At 37.8% G+C, this 12,724-nt stretch carries 11 protein-coding genes; 2 read left to right on the forward strand and 9 right to left on the reverse strand.

The features are described from left to right. Positions 1–106: 106 nt before the first annotated feature. The 5 genes from DV942_RS15505 to DV942_RS15525 all read right to left on the reverse strand — a co-directional run bounded on the left by DV942_RS15505 (position 107) and on the right by DV942_RS15525 (position 8,356). Entirely contained in the window at positions 107–2,968 is a 2,862-nt protein-coding gene (locus tag DV942_RS15505; protein WP_186462321.1) for a PD-(D/E)XK nuclease family protein, read from the reverse strand. A 1-nt stretch (position 2,969) separates the two neighbouring features. Continuing rightward, on the reverse strand, positions 2,970–6,188 hold the full coding sequence (locus DV942_RS15510) for a UvrD-helicase domain-containing protein (protein ID WP_145858938.1): 3,219 nt from the start codon (positions 6,186–6,188) through the stop codon (positions 2,970–2,972). Positions 6,189–6,262: 74 nt separating this feature from the next. After that, on the reverse strand, positions 6,263–6,778 hold the full coding sequence (locus DV942_RS15515; protein WP_145858940.1) for an endonuclease domain-containing protein: 516 nt from the start codon (positions 6,776–6,778) through the stop codon (positions 6,263–6,265). An 83-nt stretch (positions 6,779–6,861) separates the two neighbouring features. Next, a complete protein-coding gene (locus DV942_RS15520; RefSeq protein ID WP_145858942.1) occupies positions 6,862–7,653 on the reverse strand; it encodes a tRNA threonylcarbamoyladenosine dehydratase in 792 nt (263 codons plus the stop codon). Positions 7,654–7,699: 46 nt separating this feature from the next. After that, the gene (locus DV942_RS15525) at positions 7,700–8,356 is read right to left on the reverse strand and encodes a TatD family hydrolase (RefSeq protein WP_145858944.1); all 657 of its coding nucleotides are present in this window, start codon (positions 8,354–8,356) and stop codon (positions 7,700–7,702) included. Between the two features lie 232 nt (positions 8,357–8,588). Here DV942_RS15525 and DV942_RS15530 point away from each other — a divergent pair, with 232 nt between their 5' ends. After that, positions 8,589–9,116, forward strand: coding sequence for a thioredoxin family protein (locus tag DV942_RS15530; protein WP_145858946.1), 528 nt, complete (start codon positions 8,589–8,591; stop codon positions 9,114–9,116). Positions 9,117–9,200: 84 nt separating this feature from the next. Here the strand turns inward: DV942_RS15530 and DV942_RS15535 are convergent, their stop codons facing one another. The 4 genes from DV942_RS15535 to DV942_RS15550 form a co-directional block, all read right to left on the reverse strand. Further along, positions 9,201–9,410, reverse strand: a complete 210-nt coding sequence (locus tag DV942_RS15535) for a hypothetical protein (RefSeq protein ID WP_145858948.1) — start codon at positions 9,408–9,410, stop codon at positions 9,201–9,203. A 325-nt stretch (positions 9,411–9,735) separates the two neighbouring features. Continuing rightward, complete coding sequence (locus DV942_RS15540) at positions 9,736–10,269, reverse strand: DUF4251 domain-containing protein (RefSeq protein ID WP_244950715.1); 534 nt, start codon at positions 10,267–10,269, stop codon at positions 9,736–9,738. 104 nt (positions 10,270–10,373) lie between these two features. Next, positions 10,374–10,994 (reverse strand): carboxypeptidase regulatory-like domain-containing protein, encoded by a 621-nt coding sequence (locus DV942_RS15545; protein WP_145858950.1) that lies wholly within the window; start codon positions 10,992–10,994, stop codon positions 10,374–10,376. Between the two features lie 87 nt (positions 10,995–11,081). Then, positions 11,082–11,423 (reverse strand): TfoX/Sxy family protein, encoded by a 342-nt coding sequence (locus tag DV942_RS15550; RefSeq protein WP_145858953.1) that lies wholly within the window; start codon positions 11,421–11,423, stop codon positions 11,082–11,084. Between the two features lie 680 nt (positions 11,424–12,103). On the opposite strand from DV942_RS15550, the gene DV942_RS15555 reads away from it, so the two are divergent. Next, positions 12,104–12,712: a ribonuclease HII gene (locus DV942_RS15555; protein ID WP_090983001.1), complete on the forward strand. Its 609-nt coding sequence runs from the start codon at positions 12,104–12,106 to the stop codon at positions 12,710–12,712. Positions 12,713–12,724: the final 12 nt, after the last annotated feature.

Raw genomic sequence — 12,724 nt, forward strand, 5'->3', positions numbered from 1 at the left:
CAATGCAACACGGTGTACGCTGTGCTTTTTCCTCAGTGTGCTCGATGGTTATTTTACTTTGGATTTAGCGCTCTTTGCGGTTTACTTCATTTCTTTGCGGTTGCAACTATTTCCAAAATAAAGTTTTATAAATAGAATATTTGTAGTTTTCCTCAACTTTGCTGGCCACAAAATAGGGAGCTTCGAAGAGTTCGGTCAGCTTTTTTCTTAATTCATCAAGAAATTCCGGTTTAATCTCTTCCAAATAAGCTCCTGATAGCGTTTGCCTGCCCGATTTAAACCATACGCCGTCTACACTCATGGTTTTTACCACATACAGATTTGGTTCTACAAAACTTTTGCCCGAGAACTGTTCGTAAGCATAGGTGTATAATAAGGTTTGGATCAGTGCTTTATTGATATGTTTGCCATCAGAGTTGAACAACTCGGGAATATCTTTAAACGTGAGTTTGTCGCTGCCAGTTTTATAGTCTATAATTTTCGTCACGCCATCTTTAACATCCACACGATCAATAAAGCCAAAGATTTTGATACTGGCTTCTTTTCCTCGTAACGGGAAACTGATCTCGGCCTCTACCTTTTGTTCAAGACTAATGATCATAAATGGGGTTTGTGCTTCGTCCTGATTTAAAATGATATTTACATAAGCCTCTACGATAGATAAAATAACCTTTTGCATGCCTTTGTATTCCATGATCATGTCAGGGTTTTTGAACATGACAGCATTGAATGCTTTTTGGATCAATGCTGGCACCTGTTTACGTTTCTCTTTGATATGCGCTGCAGTAATTTCAGCAGACCTTAGATCCTCGTAAAAATACTCCATCACTTTGTGCAGAATGGAACCGATTTCGTTGGCTTCTACCACTGCACTGATCTCTTTAGGTTCTTTAATACCCGCAATGTAATTGAAAAAGAAATCTATGGGATTAGAAATGTATTGGGTAAGTGCAGAAGGGGATAGCACCTTCTTTTTATCCAGGTATTTTTGAAGTGTTTCCTGAATAAAGGCGTTATTGGTTTTCTCGATTTTTACTTCCTTAAAAGGCTCGGTTTTTACTTCCAGATTAAGTTCATTATAGGTAAAATCGAAACCACTTTCGTACTCCAGTTGCTTTAAAATTCTGCTGGCTTCACCTGAAGTAGATTCGTCGGTTAAACTATTATAGACAAAATTGATATTCTTTGCGCGTTGTAATAGACGATAGACCATATAGGCTGAAATAGCATCAAGATTTTCAAGAACCGGCAGGCCATAAACACGACGTATAGAATCTGGAATAAAGCTATTGCCAATGGATGACTTAGGAATAATACCTTCATTGAAACCCAAAATCACCACCTTATCGAAATTCAGGTTCCTGGTTTCAAGCAGTCCCATTACTTGGATGCCATTTAAAGGATCGCCTGAAAGTGGTACTGCGATAGCCTGTAGTGATTTTTGTACTAGGTAAATTACAAAAGGAATTTCTTCTTTACCGATGTGGCTGCTAAAAGTATCATGCAGCCTGTTTAATTCTTGTATAGTTTTTACAAATAATTCCGCATCGATTTTTTTGAGTGTTTTTGCGTTTGATAACCGGGTTAACACATAATCCAGTACATCTAACAAATTGGTGACCACGTGCTGTGGATCATCGATTTTCTTATAAAAAGCTTCGAACAGCCCACTTTGACGTAAAAGGCGTTTATGATCGATCTCTACCTGATTTTCTTCCAATAATGCGGTTAAAATTTTATCGCGCATTTTTTGGCTAAGGCCCGTTAGTGGATGTGTTAAAAAAGCTTCTACATTTTTGTAACTTACTTTATCCCGCTGTAAAATTTCCAGCTGACTCATCAACCACAAATCAACCAAACCAAAAATACTTGAAGTTGATAACGCAAAACCCATAGTTACGTTAAGGTCAATCGCTTTTCCATTCAGGTTAGTAGGGATCGTTTGCAGTGTGGGGATCAACAGGCCTTCATCTGCTAAAACCACTACTGTTTTTCCAACCGTTTCCGCGCTGGTATAATCTTCTTCTAAAATATTATTTAGTATTTTGGCCTGCGCAGATTGCCCCTGAACCTTAAAAACATTTACCTGGTGCGGAGCAGATTTCATTAAACTTTCCTGATTGGCAAACTCATTCTTCAAGCCAAGTTGATTGATGTTTTTACGAAGAAACAAGCCTGCTTCCTGCGAAATATCATCTAAATAATACGTATCAGCATCGAAATAAAATAGCGCTTTACCTGCTTCCTGTAACTGGGTAAATATTTTAGCTTCGGCACTGCTCAAAGCGTTAAATCCAATAAAAATGATCTTGCCTTTATCGAAATTCGAGATGAATTCCTGATGACGGGTAATGTCATCAGCCAGATACCTGTAAACAGAACCATTGGTTAAATAACCTTGCTCTTTAAGTGTTGCGTGGTATTTATGGTAAAGTTTCGGCATCCTGCGCCACATCTTGATAAACAGTTCCTGCTGCTTTTTATGTTTTCCTTCGGAATAAGAAGTCCAGAATTGGGCAAGAAACTCATATTGCTCCGGGCTTAAATAATCGAAATCTTTATTGATAACTGATATATCTTCCAGATCGCGGTATAATTTTGCTGCATCAACCAAATCGGCATCAATCTGATTAAAATCGCTTAAGATAATTTTTGCCAACGGAAAAAACTTATGACTGGAAATAGTTTCCAGTTTTTCTTCTGCAAGTAGTTGATTATAGATGCGGTGTAGCGTAAAAAACTGCAGGTAAAAATCGGCTATTTTATAACTCGTAGAACTGGCAAAGAACTCCTGTATGGTAAAAAAAGACGGACTAAAAAATGGTTTGCCGATAATATCTGCAAAGTGCTTCTGCAAATAGGCCGATGGCCGTTTATTGTTGAAAACGATGGCGCAGTTCTCCAGTTGGTTTCCAAACCGGGCAACTAAATCTTCGGCAACTTCCTGTAAAAATGGTTTAATCTGCATATTATACTAATTTCAATTTGCCCTTAACTGCATAGAAAAGATAGGTTTTGATATTCTGGTAACCCATTTCAGTCAATAAAACCCTGTAATTATTTACTTGTTCGATGTGTTTGTCGCTTTCTTCAATAGTAAATTTATAATCAAGGATAATCACCTCGTCGTTGTTGATCAAAACCCGGTCAGGGCGGTGCAGTTTCCCATTGGTATCGATAATGTTTTTTTCTACAATGCTTTCGCTTGCATTACCCAAGATCTCTTTGAGCTCAGGGTGTTCCAATACTTCAAGTGCGGATGAGATTAATTTCTGTTTTTCTTCTTCTTTGATAATTCCCTGCAAAACAAGGTTGGCGGTATAATCATCAACTTCTTTCTGCGTGTTGGCACTGGCCAGGATATCGTGCAGCAAAGAACCTTTTCTTCCTGATTTTTCAATATTTACCAAATGCTTTAAGTGTTTGTCTTCAGATGGGATATAAAGTTCTGATAGGCGCGTTGTGGTTGGATAACTATTTAGGTTGATGAAATTAGCGTCTTTCATCTTATTTTCAACAACTACAGGCTCTACAATTTCGTACACGCCGTTTTCATCAAACTGCTCATCAAAAGTGAAATTGATGGCATCGCCCATATTGGATAATTTCAATTCCTTTTTAGCCATCGTAGCAATGTAAAGATAATCTTTGGATCGTGTAGTGGCTACATAAAGCATATTCAACGCATCCATGTTGTTGTAAAGCAGCTCTTCGTAATAGGCTTTCGCAATTGCCGAATCAGCCAGCGCTTCATTGTATTTTAGTGGAATGCCTTTTAGGTCCTTGTAAACCGTTTCTTCTGAAGATACCCAGAAATTGCCATTGGCTTTGCCCTTGATTTCCCAATTGCAAAAAGGTACAAAAACCGCCCTAAAAGCCAGGCCTTTCGATTTGTGGATGGTAATGATCTGTATGGCATCAGCTCCATCCGGAGAAGGCAATGATTTTTTAATGCCATCTTCTTCCCACCAGGTTAAAAATGAAAGAATACCTTTTTCACCGAGTTTTGCGGCTGAGGCGGTTAAATCTCTAAACGCAAGTAGGTAAGGTAGGTTGGTGGTGAGATTTTTTAATCCATAACTTTCAATTAAAATCTCTACCAATTCAGGCAGGGGTAGCTGTAACCAGCTTTGCCAGTTTTCGCATAAAGCAACCGGTAAAACCGTGGTAAGCGTACTTAAAGGTTTGTTGGTAAGGTTGAGGTAGTAACTGGCATCAATCTCTTTTTCATGTAGGGCATGGTAAAGTGCTATACAATTGGCTTTGTATAATGCTGTTTGTGCTTCTAAACCAATTAATACTTTTAGTGTATTGATAATGAGCTGTATGGCCGAATTGTTGGAAATCAATAAGGCATCTCCTGACAAAACAGGTAAGTTATGCTCCATTAATTTTTTAACAGTAAGTAGTGCTTCGCTGTTAGATCGAACTAAAATGGCAATATCTTTTAATGCATATTGCTGTTGGTTTTTGAGATCATTTATTTCTTCAACAATATCGTTTAATGCAATATCCCTAAAAATGGTTTCTGTGAAACGCGATTCATTCGGTGCATGGTCTTTGCCAAACTTTTTAATCTTAATTGTTCCACCTTTTAAGGTATTCGTAGCAAAGTTCTGGGTAGAGCCACTATAAATATCGGTTATAATCTGCTGGTAATTTTGTTCTTGCCACCAGTTGGGAATGCTTTCAGGTTTGGTGGCCAGATTTTCATTCAGTTCATTCTGCAGGGTTATGGGAATGGCCTTGTAAAGGAAGTTGTTAAATGTGATGATATTTTCGGCACTCCGGTAATTTTCAGCTAAACTTTCTTCCAATACATTTTCTGCACCAACATCTAATTTAGCATGTTTGTGCAAGATGTTCCAATCGCCGTTGCGCCAGCGGTAAATAGATTGTTTGGTGTCGCCAACTATCAGGTGATCGATCAGATCCTGGCTCGGTGTAGCCATAGCATTTGTCAGCAGGGATTTAAAGCTTCCCCACTGACTGGTAGAAGTATCCTGAAATTCATCAAACAAAAAATTGCGGTAGCGGTTGCCTACTTTTTCCCAGATAAAGGATGGGTTATCCCCTGCATCTTCTGTAATTCCAGAAATCAGTTTTTGCGCGTCGCTGATCAGCAGGTTATCATTTTCGGCCCTGTATTCTTTTAAAAGCATGGCAATTTCCTGCATTAACCTTAAATAATAAAGATTTTTATTAAAGGCAATCGCCAGACTGTAGTTTGGTAAATGGGTTAAATAATGCGTTTTTAACTTTTTTAGTATCGGATTTACCGTATCATAGGCTTCAGGGAAGTTTGCATTTTTCTGAAACCATTCGTCAGGCTCATCAATGAGGTTAAAAAGTGGCTCGATCTTCGAAAAATCGCCCCTGACAATAAGAATAATTTTAGCCAGCGGACTTCTCGATTTTCCCTTCAGGTGCTCAGTTTCCACCCCGATTACGTTCAGAGCTTCGTTTGCCTCTGTTGCCAGCGAAACCAATTCTTCTTCAAAGTTCTTTATCTCTGCCTTGGTAATGCTGATGTATTTTTTAAATAATTCATCAATGTTTTCCAGACCAAGCGTGTTTACCGCATCTTCAAAAATCTGGAAACGTTCGGAGAAAATTTCGCCAATCAGATTGTAAAGTTCGAATTTATAGTTCCAGCTCTTGTTATCGCTAATGCGCTCAATGGCGAGGTCGATAATCCATTGTAACAGCTGTTTGTTATGATCTAAAGCTTCATCCAGTTTGTTTACCAGGTCATCTTTTACCTTGTCATAATTCATTTCTAAATTATAATCGGCATTTAAGCCCAGCTCAAAAGCAAAACCCCTGATTACTTTTTGAACAAAACCATCAATGGTACTTACCGAGAAACGGCTATAGTCATGCAGGATTTTACGGTATATTTTATCTGCCTTGATCTGTAACTCTTGCGGACTTAATATCGGATAGGCTTGTAAAATAAGTTTCCGATAGTCATCAGTTTTTTTTGATGAGTCGCCTTTTGCCAGTCCAAGTAGCACTTCCAGTATCCTGGTTTTCATTTCTTCTGTAGCCTTATTGGTGAAGGTTACGGCCAAAATTTCCCGATATTTATTCTCGCTGCTAAAAAGCAGGGTAAGATAATGCGCGGTTAAACTGAACGTTTTACCTGAACCTGCAGAGGCTTGAAGAATTTTGAGGGGCTGGGGCATAATGTTGTATTTATTCCCCTCCTTTGGAGGGGTGCCCGAAGGGCGGGGTGGTTTAATCTCTTTTATTTAATAGTTTAGGATAGTTGAGTTCCATATTCTTTAATAATGTACTCTTCCAAACCCATCATTACAAAATTCATTTGTTTCATTACATCATCAACCGTAATCCGGTAAATCTTTAATCCTAATGAAGTTAAATATGCTTCTCTCCGTTTATCATAAACCTGTTTATCATCATGACTGCTGCCATCAATTTCAATTACTAAACCAAGATGCTTGATGTAAAAGTCGACGATGTAATTTCCAATTATACGCTGCCTGTCGAAATCTATTTTATGAAATTGCTTTTTGGTTACCTGCATCCAAAATAATACTTCAGGTAAATTTCCAGCTTGCCTAAGTGCTTTTGCCCTTTCTTTTAGTCGAGGTTGATAAGGCAACCTGGTTATTGATACTGGCTTTAGCGTTGTTCCATTAATTATAATATCTTTTTGTAACGTCTCTTTCAACACCCCGTCCTGCGGACACCCCTCTGGTAGAGGGGAATGTTGGGGGCCTAAATCGGAAGGAGTATTGTTGATATCATTCATGTTTTTGCTTCGGGTTGTTACACTATCCTAAACTACAACAATTTAAAATTTTTCCGAAATCATGATATCAACAATGTGTCCATTTACGGTTTTTTCTTCTTTTTGGCTAATGTTTTATGGCTGATCCTTGCAGGCCGTTCGGCCATTTCAATTGGGAGGCCAAGCAAATCGCGGATTACTACCGAAGCACATGCACCACCAAATGCTGCAGGCAGGTAAGAAACTGTACCATAAGCAGAGCGTTTAAAATTGCTCCCGTCAGTCATAATCATAGAATTTTTATCCATTTCTTCGGTAGAGAAAACAGCTTTTATTTTTGCCGCGTTTGCAAGTTTATTCAGGCGTTTCCGCAAATAACTGGCAAAAACACATTGATAAGTATCCGGAAGCAGTGTAATTCTTAAATGGGTAGGATCCATTTTGCCACCAGCACCCATTGAACTTACAATGGGAATATTTTTCTCCAAAGCGGTTCCTAACAATGTAATTTTAGGCATCACACTATCAATACAATCCATAATGTAATCGAAATCGGCTTCTAAAATTTCCCTGCATTTCTCTGGCGTAAGAAAGGTATTAACTACATGCAGTTTTAATTCAGGATTTATGGACAATAAACGTTCCTGCATAATGGCAGCTTTGCTTACTCCATGATTGGTAGCCAGAGCAGGTAATTGCCTGTTTCGGTTGGTGGGGTCAACCACATCACCATCAACAATCGTCATTTCTCCAATTCCGGAACGGCAGATAAATTCGGCGGCAAAAGAACCCACCCCACCTAAGCCGATTACCAGAACATGTTTTGATTGAAGTTTATCTATCCCATCATTACCTAAAAGCAAGGCAGAGCGCGAAAGCCAGCTAACATCAGACATATTTGTGTATTTAGCTGTATTCTTCGACAGGCTCAGAATGACAGCGCTATATTAAATTTAGTTTATTCCAGTCTGTAAAAATACGAGCTTTGAGTTCATCTACAGTACATTTTTTTAAAATGGCTGCTGCCCGGTAAATTTCCTCAATCGAAATATCAGCATCATCCGTTTCCAGGAAAAAATTATTGGTGGTTTGAATCAGTTTCGCTGCACCGGAGTTTTCTTTCAAGATAGTCAAACCAAAAGAAAGTATAAATCCTTTATCCAGCAGTTGCTTGCCAAGTTCCTCGTTTTTATTAAAGCCATGGATAATCATAGGTACTTTAACCTTTAAGCGGTCTGTAATCGCTATTAATTCAGCGAAACATTTAACACAATGCAAAATCAAAGGTTTTCTGATCTTTTCTGCCAATTCGATCTGTTTTTCCAGAATTATGATCTGATTCTCCAGGTTTTCGCCCCTTAATCGATCCAAACCACACTCACCAATCTGTTTTACATTGGCTTGATTGGCTACGACACTTAAGTATTTCATCTGCTGGTCAAGATGTTCAATTTTAGCAAACCATGGATGTAAACCAACCGAAATAGGTTTCGTTTTCGGCATGGCTAAAAAGAGATCGTGGGTTAATGACAGGCTTTGAATGCTGGTTATCCCGGTTTGAGTGGCAACTTTATGGGTATGTATATCTAGGAAATCCATTTCTAATGCAAAGATAGTTAAATGTAAAGTGGACGATGTAAAAGGATTAATAGAAAAATGCGAATGGTTTTAAACCTTTCCGCAACACCAGGTTCTGTTAATGACCAATGACCAATGACCAATGACCAATGACCAATGACCAATGACCAATAATGTTGCTTCTCTGTAAAGAATTTGCGAATAATCTATTAAAATATAGACTTTATTATCTTTGCTTATTATTCTAAAAATCATGAAAAAATTAGTTATTTTATTAACGACGATATTGATTTCGACCGCGGCTTTTAGCCAGGCAAAAAAGGAAAGTGTTCACATCTATAACCCGCAGGCAAATGCTAAAGCGGATATTGCTGCTGCGGTTGCAAAAGCAGCCAAAGAAAATAAACATGTTTTGTTACAGGTTGGCGGTAACTGGTGCAGCTGGTGTATCGCATTTCATAACCTGATTGATAGCACTGCAACGCTAAAAAAATACATCAACGATAATTTCGAGACGGTGCTGGTTAACTATAGTCCTGAAAATAAAAACGAAAGTGTTTTGGCTGGTTTAGGCTATCCTCAACGTTTTGGTTTTCCGGTATTCGTAATTCTTGATAGTAAAGGCAAAGTATTACACATTGAAAATTCATCTTATCTAGAAACGGAAGAAGTTGGCGCTAACGGTAAAAAGAAAGTGGGACATGATGTAAAGAAAATTACCTCATTTTTGAAAGGGTGGACAAGAGCAGCAGTCGATCCTGAAACTTATAAAGCTAAGTAGTGGTTTCAGGTTAAGGCTGAACCATAACATCGGGCCTGAATATTTAAAAAGCCTTTCGGATTTTCGCATCTGAAAGGCTTTTTGTTAAGCTTCTAGTTCATCTTCATCCACCTCATCATCTAGGTTCAACTCATAAGAGGCTCTTGAAGCTTCATCGGCTTGTTCCAGCAAATCTTTATCGTGTTCAATGCTGGTATCATCACCGCTAATTTCATTGATGTTTTCTACATCATCCTCTCTGCGTAAAGCATCGTTAGGATCGTTCGAATAATTATCGTTTTCTGGGTCTATCATAACTTTAAGATTTTATATAAGATAATCGTTTTGATAGTGAAATTGTTTTATGGAAAGTCTTAAAGAACAACAAAAACGTATTCCGTAAGTTTGCCTTTCCCTGATTAGCCTGGCGATCCTTTTTTAGATTTTTCGCTGTGGAAATCTTAAAGCGCCTGCATTAAGATTATTGATGAGTGGTTTTTTATTCAGGGGCATTCATGAGCTATTTGTGGTTCCCAATCAAGTTGGGAATGACGATCGATCGAAGGATACTACCAAATAAAATTTATCTGTCACTTATTTGATTTTTATAAAATATATTCTTTTTAAGAATAACAAAGTTTTAATCCTTTTTCTTAGGCTCTTCCAGATATCCATTAAAATAGATGGGCTGTTTATTTATACTGCTGGCCGTTAATGAAGCGTATCCGTTGGTAGAAATATTGATCGTAAACCGATAATTCTCTCTTATCACATCTTTTGTTTCAATTTGAATGGTGTACATGCCTTTTTTATTTTTGGATTCTTTATAGGTGAAATTTTTTGAAGTAAATTTAATTCCGCCTTGTGTAGGATCCATCGGAGCAGAAAAAGACCTGCCAAAATAAGGTAGATAAGCCACAATACTGTCTTTGGTAACCTTAACATCGTATTGAGATCCGGTTAGGTTTATTGAAGAACCTGCCTGACTGCCTGGCATTGCTGCCAATATTCTGTTAATGTCATTGTTGGCCATTGGAGTGGCTGTGTTAGCTATAAAGTTGTAATTTTTATCTGCTACAATTTTAATTGTGGTTTCTTTGTCGGTTTGGGCGAAAGATTGAAATCCGATCGAAAGAAATGCAAAGCTTAATATTAAATTTAAACGTTTCATCATGTGTGTTTTAAATGTGTCACAATTTAAAGATGCACAGATTTGAAAGATTCCATAATAGTGCCAAAAATAGAACGAAACTTAAATCAAATGGTTTTAGTTTTTAACTAAGGATTTATCTTTTCCGAATGATTTGATTTATATAAGGGATTATTTTTTTCGGTTTCGGAAGCCCCCATGGCCGTGAATTTATAGGTGCCTGCAGGCAGGTTATTCAGTTCTATTTCGCCATTTTCGTTTGTAATTAGGGTGATTAAATTTCCGCCAGGATTTTTACCGCCTTTAACAATAATACCGCCAATTGGTGATCCGGCTACCCGCGATCTGGGATTATTTGAAGGAACCATAATAATAAATTTATAATTCCCTGTGATGGCGTTGTTAAATTCTATTTCTCCATTTTGATTAGTTACAAGGTTAGTTGCCTCACCTGCCGGGATATTAACTGCTTTTACCACTATGCCACCAATAGGTTGCCCGGCTACAAAACTGATTTCTCCGCTTGTTACATCCAATTTGCCTTTAATGGATTTCATGATGCATGGGAAGTGCGATTCAGGATAACTCAGTTTGCAATAATCACAATAATGCCCTTCGGGTGCCTGCGCCTTTAATTGTTGTGTATTTGTTGCTTTGATTGCAGGTGATATGGCGGTTTTTTTAATTTGAGCCAGAGCAATTAATGATATAAATAGCAGAAATACCGCTAGAGCAGCTCCTTTTTTCATAAAATTTGATTAGAAAGGTAAAATTAATCAAAAAATACGGCTTAATATAAATTAGTTGTCTTGGTAAATCTTTAGGCTTTAGACTCATTATTTCTTTTTAGACGCTTTTGCAAAGGGGTTAAAATCGAGGGCAAGTTGAACCCAGAAATCAAGTTCATCATTTCTAACTAAAACATTTTCTGATACCGAAATATAACCCTTCATCGGTCTGCCACCCATTACCATTTGTTCCCAGCCATCTTTATGTGATAAGTTTTCTAAAGCATTTGGATCGATCCGGACCATCATGCCGGCTTTGGAAACACCGATGCACATTTCGCCATTTACCATAAACACTAATCCTGAAAACATCAGTTTTTCTTCTATATCAGGTATATGCATCAGTCTTTCAGCCACACGGAGGGCAAGGGTTTCGTTGTAACCTCTCATTATTCATCTGTATAGCTTCTGGAAACAAATTTGATTCCAGTTGAGGTAAAGAAATTTTTTAGCATGTTAATTTTTTCAGTACATTTTTCGCCAATATGTATTTTATTCGAGCTGAATTGCATACGCAGGTAATCGAAGCAGATTTCAATATAAGCGATTACTTTCCTCTTGTCGTTAAAGAACAAATAGCATTGTGTGGGTCGTAGCAGGACATTCTATGTTCGATCACTCCATATTTTTTAGATCTATAACCATAGTTAAACAGTAAATCAGTTAGTTTGTTGATATCTTGCTTGGACAATCTGATTTCCTCTTTTACCATTCCAGTATCTAAAACTCCTTTTTTTACCAGCAGATAGCTTGAAAATTCTGATATCGTATCTATAAAGGATATTAAAGACACAAATTCTGTCCGGTTGAAAGGATAAAACATTTTCCTTTGTGCAGAACTATATTTATCGAAGTGCATGCAATGGGAATTTTCTTACATTAATGAATCTTGCTCTTCAATTGATAAGTTCTCTAATTCTTTTGTCTGTGCAGATAATAAACTACACATGAAAACAAGGTAGATGGTATTCAAGATTTTTAACATCTCATGAGTTTGTTGTGTTCAAAACTAAATTACATCTTTATAAACCATTTTTCAATAATCGGACGTTATTCTTTAAATTTGCAACATGTTGTTAAACTGCTATCAGGAAGAATTATTAGAGGCCGGGTGTGATGAAGCGGGAAGAGGTTGCCTTGCAGGCCCTGTTTTTGCGGCTGCGGTGATATTGCCTAAGGGTTTTGTGCTGGAGGGTTTAAACGACTCCAAACAGCTGTCTCATGAACAAAGGGCGCTGTTAAGGCCAATTATCGAACAGGAAGCGCTGGCATGGGCAGTAGCCTCTTGCGATCATGAAGAAATAGACCGCATCAATATTTTAAATGCATCATTTCTGGCCATGCACAGGGCCATTGAAAAATTGCAAACGCCACCACAATACCTGGTTATTGATGGAAACCGTTTTAAGACCTATCCTCAGATTCCTCATAGCTGTATTGTTAAAGGCGATGGTAAATACCTCAATATTGCAGCGGCCTCCATATTGGCCAAAACACATCGGGATGAATATATGACCAACCTGCATGTAGGTTATCCTCATTATAATTGGCAGCAAAATAAAGGTTATCCAACCATTGCACACCGTAAAGCTGTACTCGAAATGGGCTTATCGCCTTTTCATCGCAAAACTTTTAATGTAAGCGCCCCTCAGTTGGAACTGTTTTCAAAAAACGCCTGAAATTTCGTATTT

Source organism: Pedobacter suwonensis (genome assembly GCF_007833675.1).
In the GTDB taxonomy this organism is placed as follows: domain Bacteria; phylum Bacteroidota; class Bacteroidia; order Sphingobacteriales; family Sphingobacteriaceae; genus Pedobacter; species Pedobacter suwonensis.